Origin of the sequence: Rhizobium sp. BT03 (assembly GCF_030053155.1) — a bacterium.
Taxonomy (GTDB): domain Bacteria; phylum Pseudomonadota; class Alphaproteobacteria; order Rhizobiales; family Rhizobiaceae; genus Rhizobium.
The window spans coordinates 1,708,646-1,723,594 of the sequence record NZ_CP125640.1; the positions used below are offsets into that span (position 1 = coordinate 1,708,646).

A 14,949-nucleotide genomic window follows, 5' to 3' on the forward strand; every position below is an offset into this window, starting at 1 on the left:
AACGGCGATAAGATAGTGGTCGAGCGGTTCACGCAAAAGAAGCATGGTCTCGGAAGCAGCGAAATTTTTCGAGGCGGCTTTTACGCCGCCTCTTTCGAGAGATTGACGCCGCCGGCGTCGGTCAGCAGGAAGGCTTCGCCGCAGGCCTTGGCGAGCGTGCGCACCCGCAGGATATAGCTCTGGCGCTCGGTGACCGAGATGACGCCGCGGGCATCCAGCAGATTGAAGACGTGGCTGGCCTTGATGCATTGGTCATAGGCCGGGAAGACGCATTTGTGCAGGCGCTGGTTGGCGTTGTCGGCAGGCGCGCCGGCATCGAGCAGCGCCCGGCATTCCTTCTCGGCATCGACGAAGTGGCGATGCAGCATCTCGGTATTGGCGAATTCGAAATTGTGGCGCGAATATTCCTGCTCGGCCTGCAGGAAGACGTCGCCATATCTGATCTTCTCGTCGCCCTCGCGGCCGTTGAAGTTCAGGTCGTAGACATTGTCGACGCCCTGGACATACATGGCGAGGCGTTCAAGGCCATAGGTCAGTTCGCCGGCGACCGGCGCGCATTCGATGCCGCAGACCTGCTGGAAATAGGTGAATTGCGAGACTTCCATGCCGTCGCACCAGCATTCCCAGCCAAGGCCCCAGGCGCCGAGCGTCGGGCTTTCCCAGTCGTCCTCGACGAAACGGATGTCGTGCAGCAGCGGATCGAGGCCGATCGCCGCCAGCGAACTGAGATAAAGCTCCTGCAGGTTGGGCGGGTTCGGCTTCAGGATGACCTGGTACTGGTAATAATGCTGCAGGCGGTTCGGGTTTTCGCCATAGCGGCCGTCGGACGGGCGCCGCGACGGCTGCACATAGGCTGCCTTCCACGGCTTCGGCCCGAGGGCGCGCAGCGTGGTGGCCGGGTGGAAGGTGCCGGCACCGACTTCCATGTCGTAGGGCTGCAGCACCGCGCAACCCTTGTCCGCCCAGTAGCTATGCAGGGTCAGGATCAGCGCCTGGAACGAGCGCGTCGGGTTCATATGGTCTGGGATGGCTGACATGGGATGGCACCGCTGGCTTGATAGATCGGCGCGACAGGTGCCATGGAGGGCGGCAGGGGTCAAGGGTTTTGCGAGAGTGGGGGCGCTGTGTGGAGAGAGCCTCTGCCCCTCACCCTAACCCTCTCCCCGTAAGGACGGGGAGAGGGGACTTGCCATACGAGAGGTTGGCGTAGAACGGAGAGCGTGCGGCACACCACCTTCTCCCCGCATGCGGGGAGAAGGTGCCGGCAGGCGGATGAGGGGCCGCGCCGAACGCGTGGCAAGCGGAACCGAGACCTATTCCTCATCCCGCTTCAGCCGGTATTCCCCGGTCACGGGATCCTTGACCAGCGTGCCGATCGCGCCGGTCTGGCGTTCCTTTTCGGCGCGGCGGGATTTTTCGGCGAGCTTGCGGGCATCGGAGACGAAGCGGCGGTAGAGCCACCAGGCCGAGAAGACCAGGACCAGGATCGTGATAAGCTGCGCCATTCCCCTCTTCCGCCTTCCTCAAAGCCCGAAACGGCTCCACAATGCTCTTTCTTCGGCCGCTTCGACAAGCCCTGTCGCAAGACCCGATGCTGCCCCTTCGAACGAAACCGGCGACACACCCGGAATTCTGCGGCCGAACAGGCCGCGGCCGGCGGTGACGAGCTCCAGCTTGGTCTTCTGGCCGTAGCGCCGCTTCAATTCCTGACGCATGTCGCCGAGGCCGTCGACGAGGCCGAGCTCGAGGCCGCGGGTGCCGCTCCAGAACAGGCCCGAGAAGACCGCCGCATCGTCCCTCAGCTTGCCGGCGCGGCGCTCGCGCACCATCGAGATGAAGACCTGGTGGATTTCGAGCTGCAGGCTCTTCAGGTACTCGATGTCCTTTTCCTTTTCCGGCTGGAACGGATCGAGGATCACCTTGTTTTCGCCGGCGGTATAAACACGGCGCTCGACGCCGATCTTTTTCAGGAGTTCGGGAAAACCGAAACCGCCGGAGACGACGCCGATCGAGCCGACGATCGACGTGGCATCGGCAATGATCTCGTCGCCGGCGAGCGCAATCATATAACCGCCTGAGGCGGCGACGTCCTCGACGAAGACCAGCACCTTCTTCTGCTTCTCGCGGGCGAGCTCGCGAATGCGGGTGAAGATCAGGCGGGACTGGACGGGCGAGCCGCCCGGCGAATTGATCGAGATGGCGACCGCCGGCGCGTCCTTGACGGCGAAGGCCTTTTCCAGAACCGGAGCGATATTGGCGAGATTGAGGGCCGGCCGAAACGGGCCGCCGCCGCTGACGATCGCGCCCTGCAGCCGGACGACCGGGATGGTGATGCCGTCCTTGCGGAACCGTTTCGGCAGCAGCTTTCTCAACAATCCGGCCATTTCCAATCCTTCGCTTCGGGTCGCACGATCGTCAATCCGCGATCGGCATCCATGTATGCGCTGGAACGACAAACGCAATGGCCGCGTTCTCGAAAACATCGGATTGATTTTCTTGTTGCGAATGACTTGCATTATCATTCTAATCCGGCATAGTGCAATCGAGATAAACAGGTGGAAATCGCATGGACGCCCTGAATCCGAATGCAACACGCGGCTGGCGGCACGAACGCGGCGAGGCGTCGCTATCGGATGTCTACCGCACCGTCGGAACCGGGCGTCACAGTTCCAGATGGCGGCGGGCGGCGGCTTTCGCCGGGCCGGGCTATATGGTCGCGGTCGGCTACATGGACCCCGGCAACTGGGCGACTTCGCTCGCCGGCGGCTCGAAGTTCGGTTATGCGCTGCTGACCGTCGCGCTGCTTTCCAACCTGATGGCGATCGTGCTGCAATCGCTCTGCGCCCGTCTGGCGATCGCGTCGGGCCGCGACCTCGCGCAGGCTTGCCGCGACGCCTTTCCGAAATGGGTTTCGGTGCCGCTCTGGGCTTTTGCCGAGATCGCCATCATCGCCACCGACATTGCCGAGGTGATCGGCACGGCGATCGGCCTCAACCTCTTGATGGGCATCCCGCTCGAACTCGGCGTGCTGATCACAGCGCTCGACGTCTTCGTCATTCTCTTCCTGCAGAAGCTCGGCTTCCGCTGGGTGGAGGCCTTCATCATCGCCCTGCTCGGCGTCATTGCGATCTGCTTCGGCGTGCAGATCCTGCTGGCCGACCCGCAATGGGGCGCCGTCGTCACCGGCTTCTTCCCGACGACCGAGATCGTCACCAATCCGGAGATGCTCTATCTGGCGCTCGGCATTCTCGGCGCGACCGTCATGCCGCACAATCTCTACCTTCATTCCGGCATCGTCCAGACGCGGGCCTATGGCCATACCATTCCCGAAAAGAAGGAGGCGCTGACCTATGCGACGATCGACTCGACGGTGGCGCTGTGTTTCGCGCTGCTGATCAACGCTTCGATCCTGATCCTGGCGGCGGCCGCCTTCAATGCGCATGGCAAGACCGATGTCGTCGAACTCGGCGAGGCCCATTCACTGCTGTCGCCACTGCTGGGCCTCGCCATCGCGCCGACGCTGTTCGGCATCGCGCTTCTGTGCTGCGGCCTCAACTCGACGGTGACGGCAACACTTGCCGGCCAGATCGTCATGGAAGGCTTCCTCAAGATCAGGCTGCCGCCATGGATGCGCCGGCTGATCACCCGGGCGATCGCCATCGTCCCGGCGGCAATCGTCACCATCTGGTATGGCGACCAGGGCACGGCGCAGCTTTTGATCCTCACGCAGGTGGTGCTCAGCCTGCAGCTTTCCTTCGCCGTCTTCCCGCTCGTGATGTTCACTGCCAGCAAGGCCAAGATGGGCGAACTCGTAGCACCGCGCTGGCTGAGCGGCATCGCCTATGTCATCGCGGTCGTCATCGCCGGGCTGAACGTCAAGCTGCTTCTCGACTTCGTCACCGGCTAGCTGCTAAGGATCGAAGCCGGGCATAGGCGGCCCGGCCATTGTTGAAATCGTCGACGAGAGGGGAGAACTTGTGGCTCCCCTCTTCGTGCATGATGAGGGCCGCGCGCAGCGACAGCCGCGCCCGCGAGCCCTTGATACCAGTCACCAGGATCCGCACGGCGTTTTCGCCGGGGCGCGGATGGATGGCGGTGATTTCGATGCCGCCGAAGCGCCGTCCGCAGGCAGTAACGATCTCGGCGATCGATTCGGGTCTGGCGATCAGCGACAACTGCCCGCCTGGGATCATGATCGCGCCCGCCGTGCGGATCCAGCGTTCGAATAGGCCGTCGGTCATCGCATGGGCTTCGGCCTTCAGCGCATCCGGCGTGCGCCGGTCACCGGCGTGGTTGAAGGGCGGGTTCATGATGACGTGGTGGAAGCTCTCATCGAGGAGGCCGGCATCGTTGCGCGCCTTGGCCGTCAGCGTCACATCGGCCTCGACGACGCTGACGCGGGCGGCAAGATGGGCATTTTCGGGCAGGAGGATGCTGCGGCGGGCATAATCGGCCATTTCGGCCGAACGCTCGAAGAGCACCACCTCAGCATCGGCAAGCCGCGAGGCGACGGCAAGGCCGGCCGCACCGGCGCCGGCGCCGAGATCGGCGACCCTGACCGGCCGGTCGTCGGCGACGAGGGCGGCAAGCAGCATCGCGTCCATGCCGGCACGATGGCCCCTGCCCTTCGGCTGCACCAGATGGAAGGCGCCGCGATGGAAGGCATCGATGGTTTGGGCAGGCTCGCCGGTCATCGCCTGCTCACGTCCTGTCGCGCAATTCGCCGCCGAGACCGGCGTCGATCAGGATGCGGCGCGCCTGATCGGCCATCTCCTCATCCACCAGCAGACGGCGCGGCAGCATGCCGAGCGAACCTTCCAGCACGCTCATGCCCTGATCGGCAATGAAGCAGTGAATTCCGGCATCCTTCATCAAGCTCTCGGCAAAGGACAGCAGAACGGGGTCGTTGGCGCGGATAAGTTCATGCATTTGCCGTCGTTTTCCTTCCAATTTCGCCCTGCGCGACAATTCACCCCTTGCCGCGTCCATCGCCCCTTTCTATTGTCAGATGCAAAGAATGAACAGGAGTCCGGGTCGTTGGGCGTGGTCATACCGCTTGAAGAAAGCAAAAACAAACTGGCATCCATCAAGCCATTGGTCGATCTCACCAGGGCGGATATGGAGCGGGTGAACCAGCTCATTCTGTCCAAGGCCGGCTCCGACGTGCAGATGATCCCCGAAGTGGCGAACCATCTGATCTCCTCGGGCGGCAAGCGGCTGCGGCCGATGCTGACGCTGGCGTCCGCCTCGCTGTTCGACTACCGGGGCGAAAACCACGTCAAGCTCGCCACCTCGGTCGAGTTCATGCACACCGCAACGCTGCTGCATGACGATGTCGTCGACGAAAGCGACCTGCGCCGCGGCAAATCGACGGCGCGGATGATTTGGGGCAACCAGGCAAGCGTGCTGGTCGGCGACTTCCTGCTCGGCCAGGCCTTCCGCATGATGGTCGATGTCGGCTCGCTCGATGCGCTCGACGTCCTGTCTTCCGCCGCCTGCATCATTGCCGAAGGCGAAGTGCTGCAGCTTTCCGTCGCCAAGAACATGGAGACGACCGAGGACGATTATCTTTCCGTCATCCGCGCCAAGACGGCGGCCCTCTTTGCCGCCGCCGCCGAAGTCGGGCCGATCGTCGCCGAGGCAGGCAAATCCGGCCGCAACGCGCTGAAATCCTACGGCATGAATCTGGGGCTCGCCTTCCAGCTCGTCGACGACGCGCTCGACTACGGCGGCAAGGCGGCCGATCTCGGCAAGAATGTCGGCGACGATTTCCGCGAGGGCAAGATCACTCTGCCGGTCATTCTCGCCTATCGCCGCGGCACCGAGGACGAGCGCGCCTTCTGGCGCGATGCGATCGAAGCCGGCAACAGCACCGACGCCAACCTCGAAAAAGCGCTGGGACTGATCACCAAATACGGGACACTCGCCGACACGATCGGCCGGGCCGTCCATTACGGCACGATCGCAAGGGACGCGCTTGCGCCGCTTCCCGATACGGTATGGAAATCCTCCCTGATGGAAGTGATCGACTTCTGCATCGAGCGCGTCAATTGATCAAACGTCCTTGATCGCAGGCTGAATTTCTTGCGGCGCCGCTTCAAAAAAGCCATCCTGTTGTGAATCAGTGAGCACAACTGATTTTTGCGGCCGGCACATTGTCGGGACGCTGTCGAAGAAAGGTTTCCTAATGCGGCAGAGATTTGCCATCCGTCTTCTTACGAGCGCAGCGCTTGCCGCTGTTCTTTCGCTCAGCGGTGTCGGCGGCGTGAGTGCCGAGGATGCAGCCAAGCCGGGCGATGCGGAGAAGACCGATAGCTTCAATGCCGACAGCGTCACCACTTTCTCCGGCGCCTTCCTTGCGGCGCGCACGGCCGATGTCGATCATGACTATGAAACGGCGATCGAACTCTACAAGAAAGCGCTGCAGATCGAGCCCGGCAATCCCGAGATTCGCCAGCGGCTGATGATCTCGCTGCTGCTCAACGGCGACATCAAGGAAGGCGTCAAATATGCCAACGACCTGAAGGCAGACCCTTCCGTCGAGCGCATCACCACGATCGTGCGCGGCATGGATGCCGTGCGCCGCGACGACTACAAGACCGCCGAGGCCATCCTCAAATATAAGGGGCCGAACGATCTCGACCGGATGATGAACGACCTGCTGCTCGCCTGGGCCCGGGTCGGTGCCGGCCGCGGCAAGGAAGCGCTCGCCATGGTCGAGAAGATGAAGGGGCCGGACTGGGTCCGCATCTTCCAGAATTACAATGCCGGCGCGATCGCCATCGCCACCGGCGACGTCAAATCCGCCCGCAAGCATCTGAACGATGCCGTGCTCGACAAGGAAGGGGGTGCGACGGCGCCCGATACCTTCATGCGCGCGGTGATGGCGCTTGCCCGTCTCGAAGCGACACAAGGCAACAAGCAGAAGGCGCTCGACGCCGTGTCCGTCGGCGACAATCTGCTGCCGAACTATGCGCCGCTGAACGCGCTGCGCGACAGTATCGAAAAGGATGAGAAGCAGGAGCAGCAGGTCAAGACGGCTGAAGAAGGCGCTGCCGGCGTGCTGTTTTCGGTCGGCGGGGCGCTGAACCGCGACGGCGCCGAGGATATCGTCTCGCTTTATCTGCAGACCGCCAATGCGCTCGACCCGAACAGCGCCGATACGCTGGTGCTGCTCGGCGGCATCGCCGAGAAGCAGAACCAGATGGACCGCGCCATCGCGCTCTACAAGAAGGTGCCGGAGAATTCGCCGATGCGGCGCATCTCCGAGCTGCAGCTCGGCCTCGCCCTTGCCCAGGGCGGCAAGGTGGACGAGGCGCGCAAGCACCTGCAGGCGTTGATCGCCTCCGACCCGAAGGACATCCGCAGCTATCTCGCCTATGGCAGCGTGCTCTCCGACGCCAAGGACTATGAGGCGATGGCCGCCAATTACGACAAGGCCGTCGAAGTGATCGGCCCCTTTCCCGGCCGCCCCAACTGGAGCGTCTTCTTCCAGCGCGGCATCGCCTATGAGCGGCTGAAGAAGTGGGACCAGGCGGAGCCGAATTTCCGCAAGGCGCTGGAGCTCAATCCCGATCAGCCGCAGGTGCTGAACTATCTCGGCTATTCCTGGATCGACATGAACCGCAACCTCGATGAAGGTCTCGGCATGATCAAGAAGGCCGTCGAGCTTCGCCCGGACGATGGCTACATCATCGATTCGCTCGGCTGGGCCTATTTCCGCCTCAACCGTTTCGACGATGCCGTCGACGAATTGGAGCGGGCAGCCCAGATCAAGGCCGGCGACGCGACGATCAACGACCATCTCGGCGACGCCTACTGGCGCGTCGGCCGCAAGCTCGAGGCCGTCTATCAGTGGAACCGGGCGCTTGCCTCCGAGCCTGAGGCCGCCGAAATTCCGAAGATCAAGGACAAGGTCGCCAACGGCCTGCCTCCTGTCAGCGACGATGCCAAGGCGGCCGACAAGAAGCAGCCGGATCCGGCTCCGGTTACCCCGCCGCCGGTCGACAAGAAATCCTGACGGGCGGCAAACATGCCTGAAGAGGGCCTGGCCGAGGCTTTCGGCGTCACCGAAGCGGCGCGCGCGAAAATCAACCTCGCTTTGCATGTGACGGGCCAGCGGCCGGATGGCTACCATCTGCTCGATATGCTGGTGACCTTCGCCGATTGCGGCGACCGGCTGGGCTTCCTGCCCTCACAGGCAGACGCCTTCACCCTGTCGGGCCGTTTCGGCGAGACGCTTGCCGGCGACGGCGGCACCAATCTGGTGCTGCGGGCCCGCGATCTCCTGCGCGAGGAACTCGGCGCCCTCGCCTTCCCTGTCCATATCCACCTGGAAAAGAACCTGCCTGTTGCCTCCGGCATCGGCGGCGGCTCGGCCGATGCGGCCGCAACGTTGCGCGGGCTGATGCGGCTGTGGGGCATGACCCTGCCGGTGGAGACGCTTGCCGGCCTGGCGCTGAAGCTCGGCGCCGATGTGCCGATGTGTTTTGAAAGCCGGCCGCTGGTCGCCCGCGGCATCGGCGAACAGATCGAAGCCGTGCCTGGTCTGCCGGCCTTTGCCATGGTGCTCGCCAATCCGCTGAAGGGCGTTTCGACGCCCGAGGTCTTCCGCCGGCTGGCGGCAAAGAACAATCCGGCTCTGAGCCTCGCTCCGGCTCTTGCCGGCAGTGCCGACTGGCTTGACGTGATTGCTGCTGCCCGCAACGACCTGGAGCCGCCGGCGCGCGAAATCCTGCCGGAGATTTCGGAGATCGCGGCGATACTGCAGGCGCGCGGCGCCCTGCTCACCCGCATGTCCGGCTCCGGCGCCACCTGTTTCGGCATCTTTGCCACCATGGCGGCGGCGCAAGAGGCGGCGGCCGCTCTTCACGGCGAGCGGCCCGGCTGGTATGTCCAGGCGACGGAAACCGTTTCGGGAGGCAGGTGATGGCAGGTCTGGACGAAAAGCGGCCCTTCATCGCCGTCGGCATTGCGATTCTCACCGTCTCGGATACGCGCACGCAGGAGACGGACAAGTCAGGCGATACGCTGGCGGCACGGATCGCCGAAGCCGGTCACCGGCTGGTCGACCGGGCGATCGTACCTGACGACCGGGACACAATCGCCGCGCAGGTGAAGGCCTGGACCGAACGAGACGACATCGACGTCGTTATCACCACAGGCGGCACCGGCTTTACCGGCCGCGATGTGACGCCCGAGGCGCTGGAACCTTTGTTCGAAAAGCGCATGGACGGCTTTTCCGCCGTTTTCCACCGCATTTCCTATGAGAAGATCGGCACGGCGACGATCCAGTCGCGCGCCACGGCGGGCGTTGCCAACGCCACCTTCATCTTCGCCCTGCCGGGCTCGCCCGGCGCCTGCCGGGATGCCTGGGACGGCATTCTGAAAGGGCAGCTCGATTACCGCAGCGTTCCCTGCAATTTCGTCGAGATCATGCCGCGTCTGGACGAGCACCTGAAACGCGGCGCCAAGACATAAAGCATGTCGCGCAAAAGTGTGCCGCGGTTTTGCTGCAACGACATGCGAGAAAATAAAGAGCTAAAGCGCGGCGAGCGAATCTGAAAGATCGCGACGCGCTTTAGGCTGCTTGCTGCCGGCATTGGCTATGTGGCAAGCCCCGGCAGAGCGGGCATCGTTTCCCAGCTGTCACCCGACAGCAGGATACAGCTGATGCCGTGAACATCCGTGACCACGAGCGTCCAGGTTCCGCTTTCGGCGGCATAGACCTCGAGTACGGCGTTCTGGTTGACCAGTCCGACCGCTGTCAGCTTTTCAGCGAAGTTCCTGTCGAGGAAATTGACGACATCGGATCGGCCTGCGCAACTGAGCATCGTCTGAGATGCTGCCGAATGCGGATGCGCGATCACCAATGTCGGCAATATGACGGCCAGCAGGCCGTAGACCATATTGCGTACGCCGTAGATCCTACCGCGTGGCATGACGCACCTCCTTTCGCCGGGCCCCCGGCAGAAGAGGAGATTGTCGCCGACCTGTTCTGCCGTCCACCGGCACCCATGGCGATCCGATACGAAGCGAGGCGCTTCGGCGGCGCCATGGGCGAATTATAGCGCGAAATCCTATTGGGCGCCATCTTTGTGCGATGGAGACCGGCGACTCACATCTTGGAGAAAACCCCTCCCCAACCCCTCCCCACAAGGGGGAGGGACTAAGCTGTGGTGTCCGGCAGCGATGAAAAGGCGAGGTCTTGCTGGGCTGCTGCCGTTCGACAGACGGTTACGGGAAGCGGTGCGGCAGGTAGCCCCTCCCCCTTTGTGGCGAGGGGTTGGGGAGGGGTTTTTGGGCGGTGGAAACCGGCCAGCCGTGGGATGGCCGAGACCTTACCGCGCCGCGCGCGCCACCCAGGAGGGAATCAGTTCGCTGGCGAGCTTGCGCGGCTTCTGGCCCTTGGCGAATTCGGTAAGAGCCATGCCGCTTCTGGCAGTGGCCAGCGCCTGGTTCTTCGGCATCAGCAGACCGAGCTCCAGCGGCGGCACGGCGCGGCCGACGCGCTTGAGAAACGGGCGCCGGTAGCCGCGCGAGGCGGTGAAGCGGGCCGGCAGCTTGTTCAGTGCGATATATTCGGCGATCTCGTCGATCCAGCCGGCCTGAGGCCGGGCGCCCGGCTCGACGAAGAGCAGCCATTCGCCGCGGGCGGAGCGGACGATGTCCTTGATATCCCATTGCGAATGAAAGCGGCAGCCGGCGGCGTCGGCGACCCGCGAGGTGCCGTCGCGCGAGCCGTGATCGAGCACGATCACATCGCTGACGAGTCCCTCCACGGCACCTGCCACCAATACCGACAACGTCTGGGCCAGCTCAGTTTCCTGATCCCGGCATTCGAGAATAACCGTCAACATTGCTCATTCATAATGCGCCGCACAAATTTTTGCCAGCGGCGTTTTCCGCATTTTGTTCTTGCATTGTTCTTGTTTTGCGGATAGGAATTTAATCATCAAAACGGGCGGAAGCGATGGCTTTTGCCGCGGGAGAATCCGATGAGAGAGCAGTCCCTGGCAGGGCAGGCCGCATTCGCGCCTGCCAATACGGCAGATATTGCCGATGCGATGATCGTGTCTTCAGGACTGAGGATCGAGGTCGACCGGCGCCGCGGGCGTGGGGCGGGACTGAACCCGACGGGACGGTTCGAGGCGCTGCAGCGCGAGACCTTCGACGATGGCTGGCAGACGCTGGAAGAGCTTCCGCCGTTCAAGACCGACGTGCAGATCGAGAAGCCGCGCACCGCCATCACCCGCAACGAATCGCCGGACATTGGCTTCGACCGCTCGATCAACCCGTATCGCGGCTGCGAGCATGGCTGCATCTATTGCTTCGCCCGGCCGACGCACGCCTATATGGGGCTTTCGGCGGGGCTCGATTTCGAGACGAAGCTGTTTGCCAAGCCGGATGCGGCAAAGCTGCTGGAGCGTGAGCTTGCCAAGCCGGGCTACAAGGTGCGGGCGATCGCGATCGGCACCAATACCGACCCCTATCAGCCGGTCGAGAAGGAGTGGCGCATCATGCGCGGCATTCTCGAAGTGTTGAACAAGGCGAACCATCCGGTCTCGATCGTCACCAAGTCGGCGATGATCCTGAGGGATCTCGACATTCTGCAGGAGATGGCGGCGAAGAACCTGGTGCGCGTCGGCATCTCCGTGACCACGCTCGACCGCAAGCTTGCCCGGACGATGGAGCCGCGCGCCGCCACGCCGCCGCGGCGGCTGGAGACCATTCACACGCTGTCGGAAGCAGGCATCCAGACGGCTGTGATGGCCGCACCGCTGATCCCGGCGCTGAACGATCACGAGCTGGAGCGCATCCTCGAATCGGCCAAGGCTGCCGGCGCGGCCGAGGCGAGCTATGTCATCCTGAGGCTGCCGCTCGAGGTCAGCCCGCTCTTCCGCGACTGGCTGCTGCAGCATTATCCCGATCGCTACCGGCATGTGATGTCGCTGGTGCGCTCGATGCGCGGCGGCAAGGATTACGATGCCGAATTCGGCAAGCGCATGAAGGGCGCCGGTCCCTATGCCTGGCAGATCGCCCGCCGTTTCGAAATGGCTGCAAGACGTTTCGGCCTGACGCGACGCGGCATGCCGCTGCGCGACGATCTGTTCGTGCCACCGGATGGCAGCGGCGTGCAGCTGTCACTGCTCTAGACTTTGTTTTTACGCAATTCTTGGCAAAAGCGCTTCGCGCTTTGCCTGGGGAAAACCGCGGCGCACTTTTCCTGGAATTGCTTGAAGCTTGCGCATCGGCCCATCGAAAAACCGCCCTGTTTTCGAGCTCCGAGCGCAATTCCCGCGGATGGCATTGACCGCCACCATCCGCCGGACCCGGTCCCCGAGCGCCGCCCTGATCGGGGACTTGCGGGCAATCGGGTTGGCGTGCGAGGTTCAGCCGCATGAGACCTCGCACGCCACCCGATTCTCCCCAGCTTTTCCAAGCGGTTCCCCTGGTGCCGGACTTCCGGCTGGAGCTCAAAGCCCGCAAAGCCGGCCACTGGCCGGTCGCCGGCGCCGACGAGGCGGGCCGCGGGCCGCTGGCAGGGCCTGTTGTCGCCGCCGCTGTCATCCTTGATCCGAAGCGCATCCCGGAGGGTCTGAACGACTCCAAGCAGCTTTCGGCGCAACGGCGCGAGGAACTGTTCGTGCAGATCCTGGCGACCGCCACGGTCTCCATCGCCTCCTCCAGCTCGACGCGGATCGACGAGACGGATATCCGCAAGGCAAGCCTCGACGCCATGCGCCGCGCCATCTGCAGCCTCGCCGTTCCGGCAAACTACGTGCTGACCGACGGGCTCGACGTGCCGCCCGGCCTCGATTGCCCCGGACAGGCGGTGGTCAAGGGCGACGCCCGCTCGGTCTCGATCGCCGCCGCCTCGATCGTCGCCAAGGTGACGCGCGACCGGATGATGGCGCGGGCGCATCATGTCTTTCCGGATTACGGCTTTGCCGCCCATGTCGGCTACGGCACGGCGCAACACCGCGCCGGCATCGAAAAGCTCGGCCCCTGCTCCCTGCACCGGATGAGTTTTCGGCCGCTGCGCAAGGTCGAGGATGGTCCTGAGATGGACGAGCTAATTTCGGAATAGTGCGCTTTCAGTAGAAAACCGGGCATGCCGAACACAACGGGCTAAAGCGCGTCGCGATCTTTCAGATTCGCTCCTTGCGCTTTAGCTCTTTATTTCCTCGCATGTCGTTGCCGCGAGAACCGCTGCACACTTTTGCGCGACATGCTTTAGGTTAAGGAAGTCGGCGCGTCTCGATTCCCTCTTCTCCCCAGCGGGGAGAAGAGGGAATCGAGACGTCGCGGCATATCTCCTTCGCCCCGTTTACGGGATCCGAAGGACGGGTCTCAAGACCCGTCGACCCTGGGGCAGTCGGTTTATCTGCAGCTGATCCTCGGCACGAGACCGCGTCATCTGCAAAAGAAAAGGCCGGGACATGCCCGGCCTTTTCCTATTCCATGCGATACCGCTCAGTTGAGCCGTGTCTTGACCTGGCCGACGGCGTTGCCGAAGAGTTCGGACTGGACCTTGCCGTCCGCCTGCTTGGCGAGCACCGTTTCGGCGGCAGCGATTGCGAGATCGACGGCGGCGGAACGGACCGCCTTCATCGCCTCGGCCTCGGCCTGCTTGATCTTCTGCTCGGAAAGCGCCGTGCGGTTGGCGACGAATTCTTCCGTCTTCTTCTTCGCCTCAGTGGTCAGCATTTCGGCTTCGCGCTCGGCGGCGGCAACGATATGGGCGGCTTCCGCTTCCGCTTCCTTGCGCTTGCGCTGGTATTCGGCGAGCAGGTGCTGGGCCTCTTCGCGCAGACGCTTGGCTTCGGCCAATTCGTTACGGATCTGGTCGGCGCGGTCGTCGAGGGAGCGCGCCATCATGCCCGGAACCTTCAGGTAAACGACCAGCGCCAGGAAGAGGACGAGGCCGACAAAGGCGAAGAAAGTGGCGTCAAGGTGAAAAATATCCATCGATCAAGCCTCCTTCTTGGCGGCCGCGACGGCGGCGGCGACATCTGCCTGGGCAGCGGTGCCGCCGATCAGCTGTTCGACGACCGCAGCCGCCGTTTCCTCGGCAATGGTGCCGACGTCGGCGAAGGCCTTGGCCTTGATCTCACCGATGCGGAGCTCGGCAGCCTTGATCTTTTCCGACAGGCTCGCCTCGACAGCGCGGCGGTCCTCCTCGGCCTTGGCCTTGGCGGCGTCGCGTGCGGCGGAGCCGATCGCGTTGGATTTGGCGCGGGCAGCAGCCAGTTCACCTTCATAGGTCTGGACAGCGGCGTCGGCTTCCGCCTTCAGGCGGCCAGCTTCTTCCAGATCCTGGGAAATGCGCGTGTGACGCTGATCGAGGATCGCCCCGATGCGCGGCGCGATGACCTTTTGCATGAGCAAATAGAAAACGCCGAACGTGATCACCAGCCACAGCAGCTGGGATGCGTAGGTCGTCGAATCGAAAGGCGGGAACGGGCCGCGGGCGTGTTCGCCTTCGGCAACACCGGTCTCGGTATGGACCTCGCCTGCGGCCGGAGCGGCGTGCGCATCCGTGCCGGTCGCTGCCGCCGGTGCTTCTTCAGCGTAAGCCGGGGTCACAAAAAACATGCTCACCTCCAGGTGGACTGCAAATGCAAAGGATCACGGCGTGCGATCGCAGGCCGTGATCCATCTATTCGCCGATATCAGACGGCGAAGAGGAGGAGGAGAGCAACGAGCAGCGAGAAGATGCCCAGAGCTTCCGTAACGGCGAAGCCGAATACCAGACGGCCGAACTGGCTGTCAGCGGCAGACGGATTGCGCAGAGCGCCGGAGAGGTAGCTGCCGAAGATGTTGCCGAGGCCGAGAGCCGTACCGGCCATACCAAAGCAAGCCAGGCCTGCACCGATGAACTTTGCTGCTTCCGCTTCCATGTTGAACTCCTTTGAAATGGTTGTTGCGGCGAATGACTGACGCCCT

The 14,949-nt window shown here is 63.4% G+C and carries 17 protein-coding genes; 7 read left to right on the plus strand and 10 right to left on the minus strand.

Translation table 11 applies throughout. From position 1 onward, the window contains the following. Nucleotides 1–80: 80 nt before the first annotated feature. The 3 genes from QMO80_RS08455 to QMO80_RS08465 all read right to left on the minus strand — a co-directional run bounded on the left by QMO80_RS08455 (nt 81) and on the right by QMO80_RS08465 (nt 2,384). Nucleotides 81–1,037 carry a glycine--tRNA ligase subunit alpha gene (locus tag QMO80_RS08455; protein WP_283199665.1) on the minus strand — a complete coding sequence of 319 codons (957 nt, stop codon included), beginning with the start codon at nt 1,035–1,037 and terminating at the stop codon, nt 81–83. 276 nt (nt 1,038–1,313) lie between these two features. After that, entirely contained in the window at nt 1,314–1,505 is a 192-nt protein-coding gene (locus QMO80_RS08460; protein ID WP_003584596.1) for a hypothetical protein, read from the minus strand. 18 nt (nt 1,506–1,523) lie between these two features. Further along, a complete protein-coding gene (locus tag QMO80_RS08465; RefSeq protein WP_283199666.1) occupies nt 1,524–2,384 on the minus strand; it encodes a S49 family peptidase in 861 nt (286 codons plus the stop codon). Nucleotides 2,385–2,566: 182 nt separating this feature from the next. Between QMO80_RS08465 and QMO80_RS08470 the strand changes: the two genes are divergently transcribed. Continuing rightward, on the plus strand, nt 2,567–3,907 hold the full coding sequence (locus tag QMO80_RS08470) for an Nramp family divalent metal transporter (RefSeq protein WP_283199667.1): 1,341 nt from the start codon (nt 2,567–2,569) through the stop codon (nt 3,905–3,907). Here the strand turns inward: QMO80_RS08470 and QMO80_RS08475 are convergent. Both QMO80_RS08475 and QMO80_RS08480 read right to left on the minus strand, forming a co-directional pair. Beyond that, nucleotides 3,897–4,694 carry a tRNA1(Val) (adenine(37)-N6)-methyltransferase gene (locus QMO80_RS08475; RefSeq protein ID WP_283199668.1) on the minus strand — a complete coding sequence of 266 codons (798 nt, stop codon included), beginning with the start codon at nt 4,692–4,694 and terminating at the stop codon, nt 3,897–3,899. The two genes, QMO80_RS08470 and QMO80_RS08475, sit on opposite strands and share 11 nt — an antisense overlap. A 7-nt stretch (nt 4,695–4,701) precedes the next feature. Then, a complete protein-coding gene (locus QMO80_RS08480; protein WP_003569978.1) occupies nt 4,702–4,929 on the minus strand; it encodes a DUF2007 domain-containing protein in 228 nt (75 codons plus the stop codon). 108 nt (nt 4,930–5,037) lie between these two features. Here QMO80_RS08480 and QMO80_RS08485 point away from each other — a divergent pair, with 108 nt between their 5' ends. The 4 genes from QMO80_RS08485 to moaB all read left to right on the plus strand — a co-directional run bounded on the left by QMO80_RS08485 (nt 5,038) and on the right by moaB (nt 9,480). Next, complete coding sequence (locus QMO80_RS08485; protein WP_049735978.1) at nt 5,038–6,054, plus strand: polyprenyl synthetase family protein; 1,017 nt, start codon at nt 5,038–5,040, stop codon at nt 6,052–6,054. Between the two features lie 133 nt (nt 6,055–6,187). Continuing rightward, complete coding sequence (locus QMO80_RS08490; RefSeq protein ID WP_283199669.1) at nt 6,188–8,020, plus strand: tetratricopeptide repeat protein; 1,833 nt, start codon at nt 6,188–6,190, stop codon at nt 8,018–8,020. 12 nt (nt 8,021–8,032) lie between these two features. Then, a complete protein-coding gene (locus tag QMO80_RS08495; RefSeq protein WP_283199670.1) occupies nt 8,033–8,929 on the plus strand; it encodes a 4-(cytidine 5'-diphospho)-2-C-methyl-D-erythritol kinase in 897 nt (298 codons plus the stop codon). Continuing rightward, nucleotides 8,929–9,480: a molybdenum cofactor biosynthesis protein B gene (gene moaB, locus QMO80_RS08500; protein WP_283199671.1), complete on the plus strand. Its 552-nt coding sequence runs from the start codon at nt 8,929–8,931 to the stop codon at nt 9,478–9,480. The genes QMO80_RS08495 and moaB overlap by 1 nt, the downstream gene beginning before the upstream one ends. A gap of 125 nt (nt 9,481–9,605) precedes the next feature. Here moaB and QMO80_RS08505 read toward each other — a convergent pair whose 3' ends face one another. After that, nucleotides 9,606–9,941 carry a hypothetical protein gene (locus tag QMO80_RS08505; protein ID WP_283199672.1) on the minus strand — a complete coding sequence of 112 codons (336 nt, stop codon included), beginning with the start codon at nt 9,939–9,941 and terminating at the stop codon, nt 9,606–9,608. Between the two features lie 399 nt (nt 9,942–10,340). Then, on the minus strand, nt 10,341–10,859 hold the full coding sequence (locus QMO80_RS08510) for a glycosyl transferase (RefSeq protein ID WP_283199673.1): 519 nt from the start codon (nt 10,857–10,859) through the stop codon (nt 10,341–10,343). A 138-nt stretch (nt 10,860–10,997) separates the two neighbouring features. Here QMO80_RS08510 and QMO80_RS08515 point away from each other — a divergent pair, with 138 nt between their 5' ends. Further along, on the plus strand, nt 10,998–12,155 hold the full coding sequence (locus tag QMO80_RS08515; RefSeq protein ID WP_184345324.1) for a PA0069 family radical SAM protein: 1,158 nt from the start codon (nt 10,998–11,000) through the stop codon (nt 12,153–12,155). Nucleotides 12,156–12,400: 245 nt separating this feature from the next. Further along, the gene (locus QMO80_RS08520) at nt 12,401–13,090 is read left to right on the plus strand and encodes a ribonuclease HII (RefSeq protein ID WP_283199674.1); all 690 of its coding nucleotides are present in this window, start codon (nt 12,401–12,403) and stop codon (nt 13,088–13,090) included. A 386-nt stretch (nt 13,091–13,476) separates the two neighbouring features. Here QMO80_RS08520 and QMO80_RS08525 read toward each other — a convergent pair whose 3' ends face one another. The 3 genes from QMO80_RS08525 to QMO80_RS08535 form a co-directional block, all read right to left on the minus strand. Then, nucleotides 13,477–13,971 carry a F0F1 ATP synthase subunit B gene (locus QMO80_RS08525; protein ID WP_283199675.1) on the minus strand — a complete coding sequence of 165 codons (495 nt, stop codon included), beginning with the start codon at nt 13,969–13,971 and terminating at the stop codon, nt 13,477–13,479. Between the two features lie 3 nt (nt 13,972–13,974). Further along, entirely contained in the window at nt 13,975–14,598 is a 624-nt protein-coding gene (locus QMO80_RS08530; RefSeq protein ID WP_283199676.1) for a F0F1 ATP synthase subunit B, read from the minus strand. A gap of 77 nt (nt 14,599–14,675) precedes the next feature. Then, nucleotides 14,676–14,903 carry a F0F1 ATP synthase subunit C gene (locus QMO80_RS08535; protein ID WP_003588243.1) on the minus strand — a complete coding sequence of 76 codons (228 nt, stop codon included), beginning with the start codon at nt 14,901–14,903 and terminating at the stop codon, nt 14,676–14,678. Nucleotides 14,904–14,949 lie beyond the last annotated feature (46 nt).